The sequence below is a fragment of the Gordonia sp. AC31 genome (assembly GCF_031844505.1).
In the GTDB taxonomy this organism is placed as follows: Bacteria; Actinomycetota; Actinomycetes; order Mycobacteriales; family Mycobacteriaceae; genus Gordonia; species Gordonia hongkongensis.
The window spans coordinates 157187-179066 of sequence record NZ_JAUZVK010000002.1 but is presented as its reverse complement, the minus strand read 5'-3'; the positions used below and the strand labels follow the sequence as shown (position 1 = coordinate 179066).

Sequence of the window (21880 nt, the reverse complement as noted above, 5' to 3'; positions counted from 1 at the left end):
CCCAGGCCGCTGATCGGACACTACCGAGGAATTGGACTGGTGTCCAGGGAACCGGCGCGGCGGTGTGCAGCTGTGCAGGCCGGCCACGCCGGGCGACCTTGCGAACAGCAAATCCATTCCGCCACACGAAGGATGGCCGTCGGCTAGGCTGCGCGGAGACGCGGCGTCCGGACTCGTGGCCGCCGGGACGAGGAGAGCGCGAGTGAGTACCAGACTCGACGGGAAGGTCGCACTCGTGACGGGCGCGGCACGGGGTCAGGGGCGCAGCCACGCCGTGCGGATGGCCGAGCAGGGCGCCGACATCATCGCCATCGACATCTGCGATCAGATCACGACGGTCAATTACGCCATGAGCACGCCGGACGACCTGCAGCAGACCGCGAAGATGGTCGACGCGACGGACAGTTGGGTGATCGCGAAGATCGCCGACGTCCGCAGCCGGGACGCCCTGCAGGCCGCGATCGACGACGCGGTGGCGCAGTTCGGCAGACTCGACATCGTCGTGGCCAACGCCGGTATCAGCCCGCTCGGGCCCGAGAGTCCCTCGGTCACCTGGCTGAACACGGTGTCGGTGAATCTCGGTGGGGTGATCAACACCCTCGAGTTGTCTCTGCCGCACCTCGAAGCGGGTGCATCGATCGTCTGCATCGGTTCGATGGCCGCGTTCATGCCGTCGTTCGAGTCCGCGCAGGCCGGGCCGGGTGCAGGCGGTTACGGCCACTCGAAACGAGCGGTGGCGCGACTCGTCAACGACCTCGCCCGGCACCTGGCGCCGAAAGGTATTCGCGTCAACGCGATTCATCCCGGCAACGTCGACACCGCGATGGTGCATCACGACGAGATCTACCGGCTGTTCCGACCCGATCTCGAGAAGCCGGTCTACGACGACGTCAAGGACGTCTTCGCGTCGTTGCACGCGATGCCGGTGGACCTGCTCGCGCCGGAGGATGTCACCGAGGCGGTCCTCTACCTGGTGTCCGATGCTGCCCGGTACGTGACCGGTCAACAGCTCCGGGTCGAGGCGGGCGCGTTGCTGAACTCGGTGCCACCCGGCGTGCCCGACTGACGGTCACTGAACCGGTGGTCCCGCAACCGAACCCGGGTTCACTGGCAGAGCCGGCAAGGCGGGTCGTATCGACCGGTACGCCGTCAGCACCGACAACAGTTCCGACGGCGCGGCGCCGTGCATGATGACCGAGTCGACTCCCAGGTCGAACTGGCGCGCCACGGCGGCCGCGCACTGTTCGGCACTGCCGACCGCGCTGTCGGCGACCCACGACGCCGGGATGACCTCGGCGAGCCGGGTGAGTTCGTCGGCGGTGGCAGTGGCGTCGATCGGCCCGCGGGCGCCGGCGAAAGCCGGACTGTCTCTGATTCGTTCGAGATCATCCCCACGCCATCCGTTGGCACGCATCAGGACGTCCGGATACCCCTGGAGATAGGTCGCGAGCCGGCCGTACAGACGTCGCAACCGGTCGTCATCACCGAGATGGTCGGGCACGGTGGCCAGTACCGACCAGATGCGCACCGAAGCGGGGTCCCGACCGGCCTCGGCGGCCGCCGCCCGGACGGTCTCGACCGCGGCGATGGTGGCCTCGTCGGAGAAGAACGTGTGCAGGACGACACCGTCGGCGATGCGCCCGGCAAGACGTAAGGTGTTGGGCGACATCGTCACGAGCAGGATGGGGACCGGTGGAACCGCGACACCGAGGTTGAGGTAGTCGTAGGTGCCGAGCGGGCCGTCGTGGCCCAGGATCATCTCGCCGCGCCAAAGGGTGCGCAACACCGAGGCGGCGTCGGTGAGCTGGGCGCTCGTGACATCGGGAACCCCGAGAACCTGCCACTGTGCGGCGAATCCACGACCGAGGCCGAGCGCGAAGCGACCACCCGTCATGGTCGACAACGTGGCGGCCATGGACGCGGTGATGATGGGGTGACGGGTGTTGTGGTTGGTCGCGGCCGTGGCGACGCCCATCCGGCGACTCGCCGCCGCGAGACCGCCCGCGAGTACGGCCGCGTCCTTCACGTTGAACCGCTCGGAGACGAAGGCGGCACCGAAGCCCGCGCGGTCGGCGAGCCCCGCTTCGTCGGCGAGTTCGGCGGGATCGACCGGATGGCGCGAGAGTGCGTAGTAGCCGATCTCCGGAAGCGTTTGCTGAGGGACGGATTCCGGTGTCGGTATGGTGGCCGCGGTCGAGGTCATGCCTGTGCGGCGACGGCTTGTCGATACACGCGGGACCGCGGCTCGCGCACCCAGAGTGTGCCCGTGCCGGGGACGGCTCCCTCGGATTTCAGGGTGCGCTTGAGGATCTTGTTCGTTGCGGTCGTGGGCAGGTCGTCCTCGATCCGGACATACGTCGGCCACGCTTTCGGCGACAGGTCGGCCTGTGCGGCAAGCTGTTCGGCGAAGGACTCCGGGGTCAGCTCGACGCCGTCCTGCAGGACAACGGCGGCCATCACCGCATCGCCGACGTGGTCGTCCGGAACGGCATACACGGCAACGCGATTGATCTCGGGAACGCGCAACAGCACCCGTTCGATCGGTCCGGCGGCGAGGTTCTCGCCGTCGACGCGCATCCAGTCGCCGGTCCGGCCGGCGAGGTAGATCCAGTCGTCGGCGTCCTTGTACGCGAGGTCGCCCGACCAGTACATCCCGTGGCGGAGACGCTCGCTGGTGGCGTCGGAATCGTTGTAGTAGCCCATGAACATCCCGCCGCCCTCGATGTTCACCAGCTCGCCGATCGCGTCGTCGGCATTGATAAGCGCTCCGCTGGAGTCGAATTCGGCACGCGGACATTCGGTCAGCGTCGACGAGTTGTACACGGCGACGTTCGGGAAACCCTTGCCGATCGAACCGTGCGGCGTGCCGGGCTCACGGGTGATGATGATCGCCAGCTCGGTGGAACCGAAGCCGTCCCAGACGGTGCAACCGAACCGGCGCGAGAAATCGTCGATGTCGCGGTCGGTGGCCTCGTTGCCGAACGCCACCCGGAGCGGATTGTCGGCGTCGTCGGGCCTCTCCTCGGTGGCCAGGATGTAGGCGAGCGGTTTGCCCACGTAGTTCATGTACGTCGCGTTGTAGCGGCGGATGTCGGCCAGGAAGGTCGAGGCGGAGAACTTGGCGGGCGCGATCGCGGCACCGCCGCACAGTGCGACGCAGTAACCCCCCATGAGCGCGGCACTGTGGAACAGGGGCATCGACAGGTAGCAGACGTCGCCGGGGCCGATGTCGTATTTGTCGGCGAGCACCGGACCCGCGAACGGCATCATCATGTGCGCGAACTGGACCGGCTTGGGGTTTCCACTGGTCCCCGAGGTGAAGATCAGCATGAACGTGTCCATCGCCCCGGGTGCCGAATGCGGGGTCAACTCCGCGGCGCCGGAGAGCATCTCGGCCCACTGCGGAGTAGAGGTGTCCAGCACCGTCACGCCCGGTAGCTCCAAGCCATCGAGGAGAGGGCGGTGCTCGGCGTCGGTGAGCAGGATCTGACAGTCCGCGCGCACGATGTCGGCCGCCAGACCCTCACCGCGGCGAGTGTTGTTGATCCCCGCCGTCACGTAACCGCCCAGCGCGCCGGCGGCCAGGGCGATCAGCATGTCCGGCGTGTTCCCGAGCAGCACACCCACATGCAGCGGGCGCTCGGTGTCGGCGATGCCGAGAATCGCCGACGCGGCGCGTTCGGCGTCGCGAATGTACTCGCGCCACGTCCATTGCCGACCCTCGTAGGTGATCGCGAGGTTGTCGTCGTCGGCGCGTGCCTGCAGGAGCTGGGTGACTGTCTCGGCCATGCGGCAAATCTAGAACGTGTTCACCGCACGTGTATACAGATTTGCAGAATTGTCTACTGCGGTACCGGAGGGGGTCGCCGTGACCTTTGAAAGAACACTCGTGAGCGTCTGATCTCCATGCTCCCTGAGGTGCGAGCGAAGCGAGCCACGAAGGGTGTAACAACGTGTCTCGCCAGCCCTTCGAGGCTCGTCGACCTCGACGCGCTCCTTCGTCGCTTGCTCGGCCCGGCGGCTTGCGCTCCTCACACCTCAGGGAGCACGGGTTACGGGCTTCTTTCAGATCAGGGAGCAGGGTGGGTGGCTCGCGCCCTCCCGCTCAGCGGAGTGGGTGTGGTCGGCTCGGCGTCAGCGCGTGAACGATCCGCTGCCCGGGACGACCGTGAAGGTCTGGTCGCCCTGGCCGAGGATCGTCGTGGTGAACTCGACCGATCCCGCTCCGGTCGCAACGGCGACCCCGTCGGACGGACGTCCGTCCGCACATGCGGCGAAGACCTCGTCGCCGGACGCCCCGGTGGAGGTGTTCTTCCAGGTGATCCCGACGCGCGCATCCTTCAGGTTGGTGGCGCAGGACTCGGTGGGCGTCGTGTTGAGCGTGATCAGCGTGACCCCGGGTTCGGTGGCCGAGGCGAGGATGCCCGCCACGAAACCGCCCGTGATGCCGCTGGCGCCGACGGTGACGCCGGCGTTGGGGACCTGCTCCACGCTGAGGGGTCGTTCCGCGGGTGCGGCGGAGGCGGTGCCTGCTCCTACGCCGAACGCTCCCACTGCCGCAATCGCCCCGATCGTCGCCACAGTTGTGCGTCGCATCTGTCTCTCCCGTCACTCTGGACACGTACGCACCCAGACTACGGGAGTGAGATTGGACTCTCCACTGTGAGATCGGCGGTACATCGCTGATACAAGAGATTTCATGAGCCAGCCGCACGATCCCCTGTCCGCGTTCCACCTCGGCGACATCTCGGTGTCGGAGTCGGGGGTGCGGGCCTCGCAGCGGCTGTGCCCGCGGTTCGCCGACCATCGGGGCGTGATCGAGCTGCCGGCGCTCGCCGTGCTGTTCGATCACTGCGGTGGTATCCCGTTCCATCGCATCCACGACGACCCCGCCGCGGCGACCCTCCAGGCACGCCTGACGATGTCCACGCACGGTCGCGCAGAAGTGGGCGACCTGGTCGCCGCACGGGCCGAGGTGGTCATGCACGACGACGCCTGGGGTTCGACGTCGGTCGAGATCCGCACCGGTACCGGGGACCTGTGCTGCGTCGGGACCGCACGCAACGTCCGCGTCGGCCGTGCCCCGACCGGTGCCACCCCGTCCGCCGAGATCGGCCACGCGATACCGCAATGCAGCGACGATGGCGGGTCCGTTCTGCCCGAGCGCATACCCGCCGCGCTGTCCGGGCGGGCCGTGGTCGAGGAGATCGCGTCGAAGATGCGGGAACCCGGCCCGCTCACCGACATGCTCAACGGCCGCGTCGAGGTGATCGACGGCACCACCGACCGTGAGTCCGGCATCCGCTTTCGCAGCGCCACCGAACCGTGGATGGGCAACATGTTCGGCACCATGCACGGCGGCGTCATCGCCACCATCGCCGGCCAGGCGGCATCGTTCGCCGGGCATCTGCATGCCGGTGCCGGGCAGGAGTACTCGATCGGGGACATGGCGATCGGCTTCTACCGCTCACCTGCTGTCGACGGCAGTGAAGTGGTGGTCGAGGTGACGCCGATCAAGCTCGGCCGCCGCATCTCGTCCTTCGAGGCGACGATGACCTCCTACGACGACGTCCTGCTGAGCCGAGCCACGGTCGACATCCACTACCGCTGACCGCAGTTGGGTCGTCAGCCGGCCGAGCAGCGTCTATCGGGCGTGGCGAGGTTGCCGCGTCGGTCGAGGTCACCTCTTGTGCCCGGGTCGCCGAGTGACTTCGACTCGGCGCCTCGACCTCGACGCGCTCCTTCGTCGCTTGCTCGGCCCGGCGGCTCCGCTCGGTGCCGGCTCAACCAGCGGTGGGGCTCGGGTCGCCGAGTGGCTTCGACTCGGCGCCTCGACCTCGACGCGCTCCTTCGTCGCTTGCTCGGCCCGGCGGCTCCGCTCGGTGCCGGCTCAACCAGCGGTGGGGGCGCGGGTTGTCGAGTGGCTTCGACTCGACGCGCTCCTTCGTCGCTTGGTCGGCCCGGCGGCTGCGCTCGGTGCCGGCTCAACCAGCGGTGGGGGCGCGGGTTGTCGAGTGGCTTCGACTCGGCGCCTCGACCTCGACGCGCTCCTCCGTCGCTTGCTCGGCCCGGCGGCTCCGCTCGGTGCCGGCTCAACCACCGGTGGTGAAAGCGCCGGGTCGTCCCTGCGGGAAAAACAATCAAGCGCGCTTGATTCTTCTGATGCCGTGTGTGAGGGTGATCGCATGCCTGAGGGACAAGCAGCCGTGATCGGCGTCGTCGCCGACCTCGAAGCCGAATCCGCGCAGCTCGACACGCTCGTCGCGGGTCTCGACGATGCGGGCTGGGCCACCCCCACGCCGGCGCCGGGGTGGACGATCGCGCACCAGATCGCGCATCTGGCGTGGACCGACGAGGTGGCGGCGGTCGCGGCCACCGACCCGGACCGGTTCGGCGCACTGCTCTCGGAGGCGGCGAGCAGCGTGGCGACCTACGTCGACGACGCCGCCGAAGCGGGGGCCGCCGCGCCGGCCGACGAGATCCTGGCCGGGTGGCGGGCGGCGCGCGACCGTCTCGCCGACGCGCTGCGCGAGGTACCGGCCGGCGTCAAGATCCCGTGGTTCGGACCACCGATGTCCGCGGCGTCGATGGCGACCGCGCGCCTGATGGAGACATGGGCGCACGGCCTCGATGTCGCCGACGCCCTCGGTGTTCCCGTCGTGCCGACCGATCGGATCCGCAGCGTCGCCCACATCGGCGTCCGCACACGCGACTTCGCCTACATCGTCAACGGCCGCACGCCCCCGGCCGAGCCGTTCCACTACGCGCTCACCGCGCCGTCGGGCGAGATCTGGACCTGGGGCCCGGACGACGCGTCGAACAGCGTGCGCGGGCCAGCACTCGACTTCTGCTTCCTGGTGACCCAGCGACGCGCACTCGCCGACCTCGCACTCGAGCTCACCGGACCCGACGCGGTCGAATGGTCGGGTATCGCACAGTGTTTCGCAGGTCCGCCCGGGCCGGGTCGCGAACCGCGGGCGAGCTGAGACGCCCGTCGTCGTCGCCGTCCGCCGCTGAGGTCCACCGCCCCCTTACGCCGCCGAATCGTCCGATCGCAGCAGCACGCAGTCGCACGCAGTCCGACAGGAGAACACGATGCCCATCGCCAGTCCGATCTGGGAGACGCCCGAACGCCTCGAATTGCGTTCCACCGTGCGCCGATTCGTCGACAAACACATCCTCCCGTTCCAGGACGACTGGGAGCGCGAGGGTGCCATCCCCCGTGAACTGCACATCGAGGCGGCCAAACTGGGTCTGTTCGGGCTCGGGGTCCCCGAGGAGGTGGGTGGTTCCGGCGGTGATCTGATCGACAGCACGATCCTCGGCGAGGAACTCCACTACGCCGGCGCGGCCGGTGGCGTCTTCGCGTCGCTGTTCACCCATGGCATCGCCCTGCCGCACCTGATCGCGGCCGGCGACCACGACCAGATCGACCGGTGGGTGCGGCCCACGCTCGCGGGCGAGAAGATCGGGAGTCTCGCGATCACCGAGCCGGGCGGGGGCAGCGACGTCGGCCACCTGACGACCAAAGCGGAGCGCGACGGGGATCACTACGTCGTCAACGGTTCCAAGACCTACATCACCTCCGCGGTCCGCGCCGACTTCGTCGTCGTCGCCGTCCGCACCGGAGGGCCGGGAGCCGCGGGCGTCTCACTGCTCGTCGTTGAAAAGGGCACACCCGGTTTCGAGGTCACGCGGAAGCTGGACAAGATGGGGTGGCGCAGTTCCGACACCGCGGAACTGTCCTTCGTCGATGCGCGGGTGCCGGTCACCAACCTGGTCGGACCGGAGAACTCCGGATTCTCGCAGATAGCAACCGCTTTCGTCACCGAACGGTCCGGTCTGGCGGTGCAGGCGTACGCCAGTGCGCAACGCTGCCTCGACCTCACCCTGCGGTGGGCGCGCGACCGTGAGACCTTCGGCAAACCGATCATCGCCCGGCAGTCGGTGCAGGACACCCTGATCGAGATGGCACGCCGCATCGACATCGCCCGCACCTACACGCGGGCCCTCGTCGAACGGAAGGTCAGCTCCACCGACGACCTCATCGCCGAGGTGTGCTTCGCCAAGAACACCGCGGTCGAGGCGGGGGAGTGGGTGGCCAACAAAGCCGTTCAGCTGCACGGCGGTCTCGGTTACATGACCGGCACCGAGGTCGAACGGCAATACCGCGACATGCGCATCATCGGGATCGGTGGCGGCACCACCGAGATCCTCAACGGACTGGCCGCCAAACGGCTCGGTTACCAGGCCTGACCGGCTGCCGAGATCGTCCGCCGCCGAACCACATCGAAGACCGAGACAGGGAGCATCGACATGACCGTGGACACCAATCCGTTCGTGGAGACCACCGAACGCGCCGAGCTGCGCGCGGCGGTCGCCGGACTCGCCGCGAAGTACGGACAGGAGTACTTCCGTGAGTGCGCGCGCACCGGCCGCAAGACCGACGAGTTGTGGGCCGAGGCGGGCAAGCTCGGCTTCATCGGGGTCAATCTCCCCGAGGAGTACGGCGGCGGCGGTGCCGGGATGTATGAGCTCGCCATCGTGATGGAGGAGATCGCCGCGTCGGGCACCGGACTGCTGATGCTTGTCGTCTCACCGGCCATCTGCGGCAACGTCATCGCCCGTTTCGGCACCGACGAGCAGAAGCAGCGGTGGCTGCCGGGTCTCGCCGACGGGTCGATCACGATGGCGTTCGGTATCACCGAACCCGATGCCGGCTCCAATTCCCACCAGATCACCACCACGGCCCGTCGGGACGGCTCGGACTGGTTGCTCACCGGCCAGAAGGTCTACATCTCCGGCGTCGACCAGGCGCGGGCCGTGTTGATCGTCGCCCGCACCGAAGACGCGAAGACCGGCAACCTCAAGCCCGCGCTCTTCATCGTCCCCACCGACTCGGAGAACTTCTCGTACACGATGATCGACATGGAACTGCAGAACCCAGAGAAGCAGTTTCAGCTCTTCCTCGACGATGTGCGATTGCCCGCCGACGCGCTCGTCGGCTCCGAGGACGCTGCCCTGAGTCAACTGTTCGCCGGGCTCAATCCGGAACGCATCATGGCCGCGGCGTCGGCCGTCGGGATGGGCCGGTTCGCGCTCGACAAGGCGGTGTCGTACGTGAAGGAGCGCACGGTGTGGAAGACGCCGATCGGTGCGCACCAGGCGATCGCGCACCCGCTCGCCCAGGGCAAGGTCGAGCTCGAGATGGCCAAGCTGATGATGCAGAAGGCCGCGACCCTCTACGACGCCGGCGACGACTGGGGCGCCGCCGAGCCGGCCAACATGGCGAAGTACGCGGCCGCCGAGGCCTGTGTGAAGGTCGTGGACCAGGCCGTGCACTCCCTGGGCGGCAACGGTCTGACCACCGAGTACGGACTGGCGCCGATGCTGAGCCTCGCCCGGATCGCCCGCATCGCCCCGGTGAGCCGGGAGATGATCCTCAACTTCGTCGCGCAGACCAGCCTCGGGCTGCCGAAGTCCTACTGAGGCTCGCGGTGACCACGTCGTCGGCGAACACCCGCTCGCCGCAACAGGAACGCTCGCGGTTGACCCGCGAGCGCCTGTTGCGGTCCACGGTCGACGCGCTGGCCGCGGACGGCTGGGCCGCCGCGACCGTGGCCGCGGTCGCCGAACGTGCCGGCGTGTCCCGCGGTGCGGCGCAACATCACTTCCCGACGCGCGAAGCCCTCATCACCGCGGCACTCGAGCAGGTCTTCGAGGACATGACCCGCGCTGCGGTCGGGGATCCGCACGCATCGCCGGAGGCGGCCGACGAAGTGACCCCGGACCGGGTCATCCGCGCCGTCCAGCGGGCCGTCGACGTCTACACCGGCACCGAATTCAAGGCAGCACTCCAGGTCTGGGCCGCCGCCGCGTCCGATGCGGCGCTGCGGCGGCTCATCCTGCCTCTCGAAGCGAAGTTCGCCCGCGCGGCCCATCAGCGGACGATGGCCGCGATGGGGGTGGCCCCGGACGACGAGACCGGTTACCGGCTGGTGCAGGCGACTCTGGACATGGCGCGCGGACTCGGCCTGGCGGACACGCTGTCCGATGACTCCGCCCGGCGTGCGCTGGTCGTAGACACCTGGTCGGCGCAGCTCGTCGCGGCGTTCGGGAGCGCGCCCGCGGACCGGCCGGGCGCGGACTAACCGCGTTCGGCGGCGGGCTGTCCGGGCTCCGGCGCATCGGGTCGCCGACCGCGGGTGCCGACCCAGTAGACGCCGAACGACATGAAGGCCATGCCGACGAACACGACGACGAGCGAGATCGTCATCGACAGATAACCCTGCCCGCGCGGATCGATGAACGGGTAGGGATACCAGTCCGCGATCGGCCCGCGGATCAACGGGTAGACGCCGTACACGAGCGGGATCGTGAGCCAGGACAGCCACGCCCGTTCGGGTAGTCGCCGGGCGCGCACCACGATCCAGTCCAGGAGCATGACGAGCGGGATGACGCGATGCAGCACGTCGTTCACCCAGGCGTAGGTGACATCGACGTCGATGCCCTGCAGCAGAAGCGCATAGACGATCCCGGTGATGACCATGCAGGTGGTCGCCGCCCCGCGGCACCACTCCCAGGCCGGGCTTGCCGGGGCCAGCAGTCCGCCGACGAGCAGGATGAGCGCGGCGAAGATATTGCTCAGCACCGTGAAGTAGCTGAAGAAGTTCGCGAGCGTGAAGCCGGCGTCGCCGTAGCGCAGCACCGCCTGATACACGAGCGCGGTGACGCCCAGGGCGGCAAAGGCGATGCGGAGCAGACGTATCCACCAGGTCACGGTCACATGTGTGATTCAAGCACCTCGTGCGGGCGCGGACCGGAAAGTCCGCCCGGCGACGTGGGTGGCCGGTTCGCCCGAGGGAGACGGCACCTCGGGCGAACCGGCCGGGTATTCACTCCGCGTGGATGATGACCCCGCGGATGTTCTTGCCGTCCCGCAGATCCTGGTAGCCCTCGTTGACCTGGTCGAGGGTGTAGGTCTGCGTGACCAGTTCGTCGAGCTTGAGCTGCCCCGCGTCGTACAGGCGCAGCAGTTTGACGATGTCGTACTGCGGATTGGCCGAGCCGAACAGACTGCCCTTGATGGTTTTCTGGTTCAGGGTCAGATCGGTTCCGGAGACCTGCACGGTCAGCTTCGTCGGATCGGCCAGACCGGTGATGACGACCGTCCCGCCCTTGCCCACGACGGCGGTCGCGTTGGCCACGACCTCCGCGTCGACCGTGCCGACGAGGATGAGGGCCTGGTCGGCACCCTGCCCCCAGGTCAGTTCGTTGACCTTCTCCGCGGCCTCGGCGGCGTCGGCGAAGGCATGTGTTGCACCGAATTTGAGCGCCGTGTCGCGCTTGAGCGCGACTGGGTCGACGACCACGACGTATTTGGCCCCGGCCGACACCGCGCCCTGCACCGCGTTGATGCCCAGGCCGCCGATGCCGTAGATCACCACGGTGTCGCCGGCACGCACGCCGCCCGCGTACACCGAGGTGCCCCAGCCCGAGGGCACGCCGCAACCTACGAGCACTGCCTTGTCGAGCGGCAACCACTCGTCGACCTTGACGACCGAGTGCTGCGAGATCGTCGCGCGTTCGGCGAAGGTGCCGAGCATGCACATGGCTCCGAAATCGTCACCGCCACCGTGGAATCGGAATGTGCCATCGGGCATCGATCCCTCGAGGATGGTGGCGCCCATGTCGCAGAGGTTCTGCCGGCCGGTGGAGCAGTAGCGGCAGGTGCCGCAGTTGGGGATGAAGCTGCAGACCACGTGGTCGCCGGGCTTGACCTTGGTGACGCCCGGGCCGACCGCCTCGATGATCCCCGAACCCTCGTGGCCGCCCACGATCGGATAGCGGGGCGGGAGGTCGCCGTCGGTCAGGTGAAGGTCGGAGTGGCACAGGCCGGCCGCGGTGTACTTGATCAGCACCTCGCCTTCGCGGGGCTCGTCGAGGTCGAGTTCGACGATCTCGAACGGCTTTCCGGGTCCGGTGAGGACGGCTGCCTTGGTGGTGAGAGACATGAAATCGTGCTCCTTGGGTGTACTCGAGGGCGGATGGGGGTCAGAGCGAGATGTTGACGGCCTTGGTCTGGGTGTAGAGCTCGATGGCCGACGAGCCGAGTTCGCGCCCCCATCCCGACTGCTTGTAACCACCGAACGGCATGGCGGTGTCGAAGCCGTTGTACTGGTTCACCCAGACCGAGCCGGCCTTGATCTGTCGAGCTGTCCGGTGCGCCTTGGACAGATCCGTGGTCCAGATGCCTGCTGCGAGACCGTAGATGGAGTCGTTGGCCGCGGCCGCGACCCCGGTGTCGGCATCGAAGGGCATGGCGGCGACGACGGGACCGAAGATCTCCTCCTGCACGATCGAGAAACTCGGGTCGACGTCGACGAAGACGGTCGGTTCGATGAAGAATCCCTCGTCGCCCCAACGCTTTCCACCCGTCAGCGCCCGTGCGCCGTCGGCGAGGCCCGCCGCCAGGTATCCCGAGACGCGATCGAACTGCTCTTGGCTGACCAGCGGTCCGAGTTCGGTCGACGGGTCGAGGCCGGGTCCGATCTTGGCCTGCGAGGCAGCCTCGGCGACGGCCGCGGTGAAGTCGTCGAAGATCGGCCGCTCGACGAAGAGACGTGTTCCGGCGACACAGCACTGTCCGTGGTTGAACATCCAGGCCGCGACCGACCCGGCGACCGCCTTCTCGAAGTCGGCGTCGGCGAAAACGATGTTGGGGCTCTTGCCGCCGAGTTCCAGCGACACCTTCTTGAGGTTGCCCTTCGCGGCGTCGACGATCTTCTTGCCGACCTCCGTCGAGCCGGTGAACGCGATCTTGTCGACGTCGTCGTGCGCGGCGAGCGCCGCGCCGGCCTCGCCGTAACCGGTGACGATGTTGACCACGCCCGGTGGGAAGCCGGCCTCTTGGAACACCTCGCCGAGGAGCAGGGCCGTCAGCGGGGTCTGTTCGGCCGGCTTGAGGATGACGGTGTTGCCGGCCGCCAATGCGGGGGCCAGCTTGAACGCGGCCATCAGGAGCGGGAAGTTCCACGGCACGATCAGGCCGCAGACTCCGACCGGCTCGCGCAGGGTGTACGCGTGGAACTCGCCGCCGGGCACGAACGGCATCGAGACGTCGACCGTCGACCCGGTGATCTTGGTGGCGAGGCCCGCGTTGTAGCGGAAGATGTCGGCCGACCAGTTGGTGTCGACCGCGGTGGCGATGGTGGCCGCCTTGCCGTTGTCGAGCGCCTCCAGCTGGCCGAACTCCTCGGCGCGTTCGGTGAGGATGTCGCCGACCCGCCAGAGCAGGCGTTCGCGTTCATTCGGCTTCATCCGGGTCCACGGGCCGTCGTCGAAGGCCTGGCGCGCGGCGCGGACCGCGCGGTCGATGTCGGCCGCGTCGCCGTGGGCGACCGAGGTGAGCGGACGCGCCGTCGCGGGATCGATGGTCTCGAAGGTGCGGCCCGAGGCCGACCACACCCACTCGCCGCCGATCAGCATCGGACGGTCGGCGGAGATGAAATCGCGAACGCGCTCATGCAGGGCGGTGTCGGGAACGACGGCGGTCATGTGGCCTCCTGGTCGGCGTGGTGCCGGCGGTGATGTGGTCGGTGGAGTGATCTCGGTCATATTCGACCTGACTTATTTCTCTCACCGTTCCGACGTGTCGCCGTGTCCAGAAACTGAACACCTGGGCTGTACAGGGGTCGCGGCGACCGGCCGTCACCGCGTGGCTACCGTGAGACGCCGGACAAGTCAGGGACCTTCGGAGGAGCAGAGTGAACGTGCGCCCAGCGGGCAGGGTCGGCGCCGCCCTGCGTGGCCTCGGCCCGGTGACCGGGGGTATCTCGATCCGTGAGGCCCTCCGGGCGGGAGCAGGGGCCGGGGTGGCGCTCGGACTCGTCGGTCTGGTGCTCGCCGCGTCGGGGGTCGACCTGCGGCTCGGACTCTTCCTGATCGCGCCGTTCGGGGCGACCGCCGTGCTCGTCTTCGCCGCGCCGAACAGTCCGTTGGCGCAGCCGTGGCCCGCGACCGTCGGCAACGCGGTGTCGGCGGTCGTGGGGGTGGCGACCACCCTCACCATCGGCCAGCCCGCGCTTCGGGCGGCGCTCGCGGTCGGTCTGTCCGTGGCCTTGATGATCGGGTGCCACGCGGTCCATCCGCCTGCCGGCGCGGTGGCGATGACAGCCGCGCTCAGTCCGGAGACGATCCAGTCGCTGGGGTTCCGGTTCGTCCTCGCACCCGTCCTCGTGGGCACGCTCCTGCTGGTGGTCCTCGCCGCCGGGTACGCCCGGTTGACCGGACGACGTTATCCGTATCGCCGGTTCGACGCGGCGCCCCCGCCCGCTGCGCGGCTCGGTCTGGACGAGGACGAACTGACCGGCATCCTCGACCGGTACGAGCAGTCGCTCAACCTCGGTGTCGCCGACCTCGCGCGACTGATCGGGGCCGCCGAACTGCAGGCTGCCGGTCACCGCGCGGGCCCGCTCGCCGCGACGGACGTGATGTCCCGAGACCTGGTGACCGTGAACCCCGAGACGCCGCTGCGAGACGTCGCCGTCCTCTTCGACGAGTACGGCTTCACCTCGCTGCCGGTGACGTCGGACGACGGCATGTTCGTCGGTGTGGTGTTCCAGATCCATCTCGTGCGGCGGTTGATGCGCTCGAACGACGTCGAGTTGCGCGCCGCGGACGTGATGTCGGCGGAACCGGCCGTCGCGACCCCGGGCACGCCGGTCGGGGCGCTTTTGCCGCTGCTCGCCGAGAGCGGATGCGACGCGGTCCCGGTGTTGGAGGGGCACACCCTGGTCGGCATCGTGACCCGGACCGACCTCATCGCGGCGCTCGCACGGCAGACGCTGCGGGACCCGGTGCCCCGCACCGCGGTGCCGGAGTAGCCGCGCGCTCAGATGTCCAGTGCGCGCATCCGCGAGTACAGCGTCGTCCGGCTGATGCCGAGATCCCTTGCGGCATGCACCTTGTTGCCGCGGGCGCGGTCCAGCGCCTCGACGATCGCGGTGCGCTCGGCCTGTTCCCGGCCGGACAGGTGCGCGGCCCGGCTGGTCGTCCGATAGGCGGGTGGCAGGTCGGCGGGTTCGACGACCCGCGCGGCGCGCGCTCGGCACGTCAGAGCGGCCTGCCGGAGCACCGAGTTGAGCTCGGTGAGGTTCCCGGGCCAGTCGTCGCACAGCAAGGCGTCCGTCGCCAGTCCGGACAGCGTGAGCTCCGGGTCGATGTCTGTCAGTGCGCTGCTCGCGATCGACGCCAGCTCCGAGGTCCGATGACGTAGAGGAGCGAGATCGACCCGTGTGGCGCACCGGGCGAGGAGTGCGGCGACTCCCGGACTCGCCTGGTCGCGCGGCCCGCCGACGACGATCAGCGGCGACTCCGGCGAGCTCGACACCGCCACGCGCCCGAGTAGGGCGACCGACTGCGCGTCGAGGAGATCGACGCCGTCGATCACCAGGGTCGTGCTCATCGACCGGGCGCGTCCGACGAACGCGGGGATGTCGGGGCGACGACCGCTGATGATCTCGTCGGCGACATCGACGATCACCGGTGGCGAGTCGGTCTCGGCGGCGAGCGCAGCGGCGTGGGTGCTGCGTCCGGTCCCCGGTTCGCCGGTGATCGCGACGCTGGTGCGGGACGGGGCGGTCGGTGGCGCGGACCGCCTCGGCGGCGGCTCGCTGACCGGCCGGAAGCGGAACAGGGCCGCGCCGCAGGCGCCCGGCACGGGTTCGACGGCGACCTCGACCTCGGCGCCCGACACCAGGGTCAGCGGCAGTACTGTCGCGCGCAGTGCGGGATCGGTCGCGACGATCCGCATCGCGCCGATGTCGGTGGGGGAGAGCAGTTCGGCAGCAAGGGCATTCGTGAGCTGGAGGTCGTCGCCGATGGCCGCGACGGCGAGGTCGCGACGCGGTGCGGCGCGCTGGAACGCGTCGAGGACGCGTCGCTGGTGCGCTCGCGACCGGTCCAGCAGGCGGTCGGCGATGTCGGCGACGATCCCGTTGACGACCGGGATCGCCAAGGGGTTGATGCGATCGGCGATCTCGGACATGCAGATGATCCCGGCCAGCCTGCGGGTCGCGGGATGGATGATCGGCTGTCCGAAGCAACTGATCGACTTGAACTGGTCCAGGTAGTGCTCGGAGCTGTTCACGACGATCCCGCCCCGGGTCTCCGCCGGGGTACCGAGGGCCGTCGTCCCGACGACGTCCTCGCCGAACGGCACGCCCGGCGAGGCGCCGATCGCGTCGAGACGGCGCTCCACGGTCGTGCCGAACGCCACCCGCGTCACCATCCGGCACTCGTGGTCGACGAGCAGCAGCGAGACATCGGTGTCGGCGAGTCGGGCGGCGGCGTCATCGAGGACCGGGCGGGCGGCGTCGAGCAGCGGGTCGGCGGCAGCGATGTCCTGGACCTGCGTCGGCGTCCGGTCCTCGGGGCGGACCCCGGACAGCTCCGAACGACGCCACGACGACTCGATGACGGGCCGTCGGGGCGACGAATCGGAGGTGCGGTGCAACGTGTCGATACCCACCAACGTGACACATGTCACCGTGCAACGAAAGGCCGGGTCCGTGATCGGCGGTGGCCGGGCCCTGATGGCGGGGTACTACCGTGGTCGCATGCGCGTGGCGACCTGGAACGTGAACTCCGTGAAGCAGCGCATCCCGCGCCTGTTGCCCTGGCTCGACGAGCGCCGACCCGACGTGGTGTGCCTGCAGGAGACCAAACTCTCCGACGCCGCGTTCGACGAGTCACTCGGCACCGATCTCACCGACCGCGGATACGAGGTCGCGCACGCCGGACAGGGTCAGTGGAACGGGGTGGCGCTGTTGTCGCGGGTCGGACTCGACGACGTCCGGATCGGGTTCGACGGCATGCCCGGATACCCCGACCCGTCGACCCTGGAGGCACGGGCGGTGTCGGCGGTGTGCGGCGGACTCCGCATCCACTCGCTGTACGTGCCCAACGGCCGGACCCCGGACTCGGACCACTACACCTACAAACTCGAGTGGCTCGCGGCGCTGGCCCGTGCCGTGGAGGACCCGACCACGACACTCCTGTGCGGCGACATGAACATCGCGCCGGCCGACGCCGACCTGTTCGACCCCGCCGCGTATGTGGGACACACCCACGTCACTCCGGCGGAACGGGCCGCGCTGGCCACCTTCGAATCGATGGGCCTGCGCGACGTCGTCCGGGACCGGTGGCCGGGCGAGCGTGTGTTCAGCTACTGGGACTACCGCGCCGGCATGTTCCACAAAGACCTCGGGATGCGCATCGACCTGATCCTCGCCGGAGCGTCCGCTGCCGATCGCGTCGCGGCCGCCTGGATCGACCGGAAAGCACGCAAGGGCAGCAAGCCGAGTGACCACGCGCCGGTCATCGTCGACCTCGACGAGGCTCCCGATGGCGACATCGGACCGGTGGTCCCGCCGCCGTCGAATCCGGCGAAACCCGGTGCGACGAAGGTGAAACTGCCGCAGACGCCGGAATGATGCCCCGCCCGGCGTCCGCGACGCGCCTGCGCCGTTCGGTCATCGCGGCCGCCCGGGCCTATGGGCGCCTGCTCGGCACGGTGCTCTCCGTCGCCCGCCGGCTCGAGGCGGGACGACTCGGCGACGCCCCGGCGGCCACGGCGGGTGTGCTCCTTGCGGTGCACCTGGTGCCGGTGACGATCTGGCTCGGCCCGCTCGGGTTCGTCGTCGTGCTGGGCGCGGGCCTCGTCACGTCGAGCGTCATCCGCCGTCGCGTGCGTCATCGCGGGTTGACCCCGGCCGAGCGAAGCGTGGCCGTGGCGGTCTTCGGGGACGTGGGGTGGCTCGATGACGTCGTCCTCACCGATCTCGCCGGTCGGGGCGGGCGCGCCTTCACGGTGCCCGCGGTCGACGGACGCATCCTCTGCAATCTCGGGTCGCACCTCGACGCGACCCTGGGGCCGGGGAGCAGGGCATATCCGGTGCCGGGTCAGCTGCTCATCCACGAACTGGTCCACGCCTGGCAGATCGCCGCTGCCCGTTCCCCTGCCGGGTTCCTCGCCGATGCGCTGGCCGACCAGGCCCGGTACGAACTGGGTGAGGACGTGTACGGCGTGCGCGATGCCGGTGAGAACCACCACATGCCGCGCCGGGGCGAGGTGGAACGGCAGGCGACGATCGTCGACCGGTGGTTCGGCGGTCAGTCCTCGCCGACGCGTCGACCGTGCGACCCCGAGAGCCCGTCCGCACCCGTGATCGAGCAGCTCAGGCGACCCGTGCAGCGCGGATGACGGAATGGTCGCACCGGCGACTCGCGCCCTCGACGCATGCGGTTTGACGGTGTAGAAGTGGGAGGGTCACGCCGAGCACGAGCGTGGCCCGGAGCCGATCGCGCACGACCCGTTCACCTGCCGGTTGCGTGCAGGATCCGTTTTTTGACCTGTGTAAACCCGATCGGTAGAGTGGATCGTCGGTGCCCGGCCCATGCTGGGCCAGTCCGCATGCCTGCCCTACGGCTCTCGAGCCGCCGAGCATCTCGGGGTACGGCCGGCAGAGGGGCTGACAGGCGAATCCGCTGTCGAGTGTATGACACGCCCGACCTCGGGGTAGCGAAAATGTACTGACCAGCACATACGTGCTGGTGGGGCGAGTTGTGGAAGCCGCGAAAACAGGCCTGCGAGCCACTTCGTGCTTGCCCGGAGCACCAACCACAACCGATGATAAAGAGGAACGAACACCTAGTGCCAACCATCAATCAGCTGGTCCGCAAGGGCCGTCACGACAAGGCTGCCAAGACCAAGACCGCGGCCCTCAAGGGAAGCCCGCAGCGTCGTGGCGTGTGCACCCGCGTCTACACCACCACCCCCAAGAAGCCGAACTCGGCACTGCGCAAGGTCGCCCGTGTGCGCCTGACCAGCTCGGTCGAGGTCACCGCCTACATCCCCGGCGAAGGCCACAACCTGCAGGAGCACTCGATGGTGCTCGTCCGCGGCGGTCGTGTGAAGGACCTCCCGGGTGTGCGCTACAAGATCATCCGCGGCTCGCTCGACACCCAGGGTGTCAAGGACCGCAAGCAGGCTCGCAGCCGCTACGGCGCCAAGAAGGGGAACTGATAAGTCATGCCACGTAAAGGACCCGCTCCCAAGCGCCCCCTCATCAACGATCCCGTCTACGGTTCGCCGCTGGTCACCCAGCTGGTCAACAAGATCCTGCTGGACGGCAAGAAGTCGACCGCCGAGCGCATCGTCTACGGCGCCCTCGAGCAGGCTCGCGACAAGACCGGCACCGATCCGGTCGTCACCCTCAAGCGCGCTCTCGACAACGTGAAGCCCACCCTCGAGGTGAAGAGCCGCCGCGTCGGTGGTGCCACCTACCAGGTGCCGATCGAGGTCAAGCCGAACCGCGCCAACACCCTCGCGCTCCGCTGGCTCGTCAGCTTCAGCCGTCAGCGTCGTGAGAAGACCATGGTCGAGCGTCTCGCCAACGAGTTGCTGGACGCGTCCAACGGTCTCGGTGCTTCGGTGAAGCGCCGCGAGGACACCCACAAGATGGCCGAGGCCAACCGGGCGTTCGCGCACTACCGCTGGTAATCGACCCCAAACCGGGTACTGGGCGCTCGGCGCGAAGCGACGACCGCCCAGTCCACCCGAACTCGTTCGGGTGGGGGCGAGCGCAGCGAGCCCGGGGCTGATAAGTGAAGACAGCCTTTAGTCCGAAATCTTCCCGAAGGGAACTTGATGGCACAGGAAGTGCTCAGCGACCTGAACAAGGTTCGCAACATCGGCATCATGGCCCACATCGATGCCGGCAAGACCACCGCCACCGAGCGAATCCTCTTCTACACCGGTGTGAACTACAAGATCGGTGAAACCCACGACGGTGCCTCGACCACCGACTGGATGGAGCAGGAGAAGGAGCGGGGGATCACCATCACCTCCGCGGCGGTGACGTGTTTCTGGAACAAGAACCAGATCAACATCATCGACACCCCCGGCCACGTCGACTTCACCGTCGAGGTGGAGCGCAGCCTCCGCGTGCTCGACGGCGCGGTCGCCGTGTTCGACGGCAAGGAAGGCGTCGAGCCGCAGTCCGAGCAGGTCTGGCGTCAGGCGGAGAAGTACGACGTCCCGCGTATCTGCTTCGTCAACAAGATGGACAAGCTCGGTGCGGACTTCTTCTTCACCGTGCGCACCATCGAGGAGCGCCTCGGCGCCAAGCCGCTGGTCCTGCAGCTGCCGATCGGCGCCGAGGACAACTTCGACGGCGTCGTCGACCTCATCGAGCAGAAGGCGATCACCTGGCGCGGAACCGTCGAGATCGGCGCTGCGCCGACCATCGAGGAGATCCCCGCCGATCTGGTCGACCAGGTTGCGGAGTACCGCGAGAAGCTCCTCGAGACGGTCGCCGAGACTGACGAGGCACTGCTCGAGAAGTACTTCGGCGGCGAAGAGCTGACCACCGAGGAGATCAAGGGCGCGATCCGCAAGCTCACGATCGCCCGTGAGTTCTACCCGGTGATCTGTGGCTCGGCGTTCAAGAACAAGGGCGTGCAGCCCATGCTCGACGCGATCATCGACTACCTGCCGTCCCCGCTGGACGTGCCGTCGGTCGAGGGTCACGCAGTGGGCGACGAGGAGGAGATCCTCTCGCGCAAGCCGTCCGCGGACGAGCCGTTCTCGGCTCTCGCGTTCAAGATCGCGGCTCACCCGTTCTTCGGCAAGCTCACCTTCGTGCGCGTGTACTCCGGCAAGATCAACGCCGGAACCCAGGTGCTCAACGCCACCAAGGGCAAGAAGGAGCGCGTCGGCAAGCTCTTCCAGATGCATGCCAACAAGGAGAACCCGGTCGAGGACGCCACCGCGGGCCACATCTACGCGATGATCGGTCTCAAGGACACCACCACCGGTGACACCCTGTGCGATTCGGCGTCGCCGATCGTGCTCGAGTCCATGAGCTTCCCGGACCCGGTCATCAACGTCTCGATCGAGCCGAAGACCAAGTCCGACCAGGAGAAGCTGGGCACCGCGATCCAGAAGCTCGCCGAAGAGGACCCGACCTTCTCGGTCCAGCTCGACGAGGAGACCGGCCAGACCGTCATCGGCGGTATGGGCGAGCTCCACCTCGACATCCTCGTCGACCGCATGAAGCGCGAGTTCAAGGTCGAGGCCAACGTCGGCAAGCCGCAGGTGGCCTACCGCGAGACCATCCGCAAGACGGTCGAGAAGCACGAGTTCACCCACAAGAAGCAGACCGGTGGATCGGGCCAGTTCGCGAAGGTCATCATCAAGCTCGAGCCCCTGGTGGACGCCGAGGACGGTGCGACCTACGAGTTCGCCAACGCCGTCACCGGTGGTCGCGTCCCGCGCGAGTACATCCCGTCGGTGGACGCCGGTGCCCAGGACGCCATGCAGTACGGTGTCCTCGCCGGATACCCGCTGGTGAACCTGAAGGTCACCCTGCTCGACGGTCAGTACCACGACGTCGACTCCTCGGAGATGGCGTTCAAGATCGCCGGCTCGCAGGCCCTGAAGGAAGCTGCGCGGATGGCCGGTCCGGTCATCCTCGAGCCCCTGATGGCCGTCGAGGTCACGACTCCCGAGGACTACATGGGTGACGTGATCGGCGACCTGAACTCCCGCCGTGGCCAGATCCAGGCCATGGAGGAGCGCAGTGGTGCGCGTGTCGTGAAGGCACAGGTGCCGCTGTCGGAGATGTTCGGCTACATCGGAGACCTCCGGTCGAAGACCCAGGGCCGGGCAAACTACTCCATGGTGTTCGATTCGTACGCGGAGGTTCCCGCGAACGTGTCGAAGGAAATCATCGCGAAGGCCACCGGCGAGTAAACCCGGTCCTAGCGACATGCGCCGACCAGTTCTGCGCACCAACGTAAGAAGAAAACCCCTGCT

General features: G+C 68.3%; 19 protein-coding genes. 12 read left to right on the top strand and 7 right to left on the bottom strand.

Features of this window, described 5'->3' with window-relative positions:
- Positions 1-202: 202 nt before the first annotated feature.
- The gene (locus Q9R39_RS03490; protein WP_159371367.1) at positions 203-1066 is read left to right on the top strand and encodes a mycofactocin-coupled SDR family oxidoreductase; all 864 of its coding nucleotides are present in this window, start codon (positions 203-205) and stop codon (positions 1064-1066) included.
- Between the two features lie 3 nt (positions 1067-1069).
- Here the strand turns inward: Q9R39_RS03490 and Q9R39_RS03485 are convergent, their stop codons facing one another.
- From Q9R39_RS03485 to Q9R39_RS03475, 3 genes are all read right to left on the bottom strand, one after another.
- Positions 1070-2203 carry a TIGR03857 family LLM class F420-dependent oxidoreductase gene (locus tag Q9R39_RS03485; protein ID WP_259936069.1) on the bottom strand — a complete coding sequence of 378 codons (1134 nt, stop codon included), beginning with the start codon at positions 2201-2203 and terminating at the stop codon, positions 1070-1072.
- Positions 2200-3789, bottom strand: a complete 1590-nt coding sequence (fadD1, locus tag Q9R39_RS03480; RefSeq protein ID WP_311277108.1) for a fatty-acid--CoA ligase FadD1 — start codon at positions 3787-3789, stop codon at positions 2200-2202. Before fadD1 ends, Q9R39_RS03485 begins: the two co-directional genes overlap by 4 nt.
- 345 nt (positions 3790-4134) lie before the next feature.
- Positions 4135-4596 (bottom strand): hypothetical protein, encoded by a 462-nt coding sequence (locus Q9R39_RS03475; RefSeq protein WP_058252388.1) that lies wholly within the window; start codon positions 4594-4596, stop codon positions 4135-4137.
- Between the two features lie 103 nt (positions 4597-4699).
- Between Q9R39_RS03475 and Q9R39_RS03470 the strand changes: the two genes are divergently transcribed.
- The 5 genes from Q9R39_RS03470 to Q9R39_RS03450 all read left to right on the top strand — a co-directional run bounded on the left by Q9R39_RS03470 (position 4700) and on the right by Q9R39_RS03450 (position 10151).
- Positions 4700-5611: a PaaI family thioesterase gene (locus Q9R39_RS03470; protein ID WP_068971216.1), complete on the top strand. Its 912-nt coding sequence runs from the start codon at positions 4700-4702 to the stop codon at positions 5609-5611.
- A gap of 574 nt (positions 5612-6185) precedes the next feature.
- On the top strand, positions 6186-6986 hold the full coding sequence (locus Q9R39_RS03465; protein WP_078113130.1) for a TIGR03084 family metal-binding protein: 801 nt from the start codon (positions 6186-6188) through the stop codon (positions 6984-6986).
- A gap of 109 nt (positions 6987-7095) precedes the next feature.
- Entirely contained in the window at positions 7096-8256 is a 1161-nt protein-coding gene (locus tag Q9R39_RS03460) for an acyl-CoA dehydrogenase family protein (protein ID WP_311277107.1), read from the top strand.
- A gap of 60 nt (positions 8257-8316) precedes the next feature.
- On the top strand, positions 8317-9489 hold the full coding sequence (locus tag Q9R39_RS03455; RefSeq protein WP_311277106.1) for an acyl-CoA dehydrogenase family protein: 1173 nt from the start codon (positions 8317-8319) through the stop codon (positions 9487-9489).
- 8 nt (positions 9490-9497) lie between these two features.
- A complete protein-coding gene (locus Q9R39_RS03450) occupies positions 9498-10151 on the top strand; it encodes a TetR/AcrR family transcriptional regulator (RefSeq protein WP_311277105.1) in 654 nt (217 codons plus the stop codon).
- Here the strand turns inward: Q9R39_RS03450 and Q9R39_RS03445 are convergent.
- The 3 genes from Q9R39_RS03445 to Q9R39_RS03435 form a co-directional block, all read right to left on the bottom strand.
- Positions 10148-10786, bottom strand: a complete 639-nt coding sequence (locus Q9R39_RS03445; protein ID WP_311277104.1) for a Pr6Pr family membrane protein — start codon at positions 10784-10786, stop codon at positions 10148-10150. The genes Q9R39_RS03450 and Q9R39_RS03445 overlap by 4 nt on opposite strands.
- Before the next feature lie 109 nt (positions 10787-10895).
- Entirely contained in the window at positions 10896-12014 is a 1119-nt protein-coding gene (locus Q9R39_RS03440; RefSeq protein ID WP_058252381.1) for an NDMA-dependent alcohol dehydrogenase, read from the bottom strand.
- Positions 12015-12054: 40 nt separating this feature from the next.
- Positions 12055-13557: an aldehyde dehydrogenase family protein gene (locus Q9R39_RS03435; protein WP_311277103.1), complete on the bottom strand. Its 1503-nt coding sequence runs from the start codon at positions 13555-13557 to the stop codon at positions 12055-12057.
- A gap of 209 nt (positions 13558-13766) precedes the next feature.
- On the opposite strand from Q9R39_RS03435, the gene Q9R39_RS03430 reads away from it, so the two are divergent.
- The gene (locus Q9R39_RS03430; protein ID WP_311277102.1) at positions 13767-14885 is read left to right on the top strand and encodes an HPP family protein; all 1119 of its coding nucleotides are present in this window, start codon (positions 13767-13769) and stop codon (positions 14883-14885) included.
- Positions 14886-14893: 8 nt separating this feature from the next.
- Here Q9R39_RS03430 and Q9R39_RS03425 read toward each other — a convergent pair whose 3' ends face one another.
- A complete protein-coding gene (locus Q9R39_RS03425; protein ID WP_139114214.1) occupies positions 14894-16531 on the bottom strand; it encodes a sigma-54-dependent Fis family transcriptional regulator in 1638 nt (545 codons plus the stop codon).
- An 88-nt stretch (positions 16532-16619) separates the two neighbouring features.
- On the opposite strand from Q9R39_RS03425, the gene Q9R39_RS03420 reads away from it, so the two are divergent.
- The 5 genes from Q9R39_RS03420 (at position 16620) to fusA (ending at position 21817) form a co-directional block, all read left to right on the top strand.
- Positions 16620-17495, top strand: coding sequence for an exodeoxyribonuclease III (locus Q9R39_RS03420; RefSeq protein WP_058252440.1), 876 nt, complete (start codon positions 16620-16622; stop codon positions 17493-17495).
- Positions 17492-18265, top strand: a complete 774-nt coding sequence (locus Q9R39_RS03415; protein WP_231742464.1) for a hypothetical protein — start codon at positions 17492-17494, stop codon at positions 18263-18265. The genes Q9R39_RS03420 and Q9R39_RS03415 overlap by 4 nt, the downstream gene beginning before the upstream one ends.
- 450 nt (positions 18266-18715) lie before the next feature.
- Positions 18716-19087: a 30S ribosomal protein S12 gene (gene rpsL / locus Q9R39_RS03410; protein WP_004020596.1), complete on the top strand. Its 372-nt coding sequence runs from the start codon at positions 18716-18718 to the stop codon at positions 19085-19087.
- A gap of 6 nt (positions 19088-19093) precedes the next feature.
- Entirely contained in the window at positions 19094-19564 is a 471-nt protein-coding gene (gene rpsG / locus Q9R39_RS03405) for a 30S ribosomal protein S7 (protein WP_004020595.1), read from the top strand.
- Positions 19565-19711: 147 nt separating this feature from the next.
- A complete protein-coding gene (gene fusA / locus Q9R39_RS03400) occupies positions 19712-21817 on the top strand; it encodes an elongation factor G (RefSeq protein ID WP_058252378.1) in 2106 nt (701 codons plus the stop codon).
- Positions 21818-21880 lie beyond the last annotated feature (63 nt).

Coding starts and splice junctions, on each gene's coding strand:
- Q9R39_RS03485 (WP_259936069.1), bottom strand. CDS start 2,203: ATGACCTCGACCGCGGCCACCATACCGACACCGGAATCCGTCCCTCAG.
- fadD1 (WP_311277108.1), bottom strand. CDS start 3,789: ATGGCCGAGACAGTCACCCAGCTCCTGCAGGCACGCGCCGACGACGAC.
- Q9R39_RS03475 (WP_058252388.1), bottom strand. CDS start 4,596: ATGCGACGCACAACTGTGGCGACGATCGGGGCGATTGCGGCAGTGGGA.
- Q9R39_RS03470 (WP_068971216.1), top strand. CDS start 4,700: ATGAGCCAGCCGCACGATCCCCTGTCCGCGTTCCACCTCGGCGACATC.
- Q9R39_RS03465 (WP_078113130.1), top strand. CDS start 6,186: ATGCCTGAGGGACAAGCAGCCGTGATCGGCGTCGTCGCCGACCTCGAA.
- Q9R39_RS03460 (WP_311277107.1), top strand. CDS start 7,096: ATGCCCATCGCCAGTCCGATCTGGGAGACGCCCGAACGCCTCGAATTG.
- Q9R39_RS03455 (WP_311277106.1), top strand. CDS start 8,317: ATGACCGTGGACACCAATCCGTTCGTGGAGACCACCGAACGCGCCGAG.
- Q9R39_RS03440 (WP_058252381.1), bottom strand. CDS start 12,014: ATGTCTCTCACCACCAAGGCAGCCGTCCTCACCGGACCCGGAAAGCCG.
- Q9R39_RS03435 (WP_311277103.1), bottom strand. CDS start 13,557: ATGACCGCCGTCGTTCCCGACACCGCCCTGCATGAGCGCGTTCGCGAT.
- Q9R39_RS03420 (WP_058252440.1), top strand. CDS start 16,620: ATGCGCGTGGCGACCTGGAACGTGAACTCCGTGAAGCAGCGCATCCCG.
- Q9R39_RS03415 (WP_231742464.1), top strand. CDS start 17,492: ATGATGCCCCGCCCGGCGTCCGCGACGCGCCTGCGCCGTTCGGTCATC.
- rpsG (WP_004020595.1), top strand. CDS start 19,094: ATGCCACGTAAAGGACCCGCTCCCAAGCGCCCCCTCATCAACGATCCC.
- fusA (WP_058252378.1), top strand. CDS start 19,712: ATGGCACAGGAAGTGCTCAGCGACCTGAACAAGGTTCGCAACATCGGC.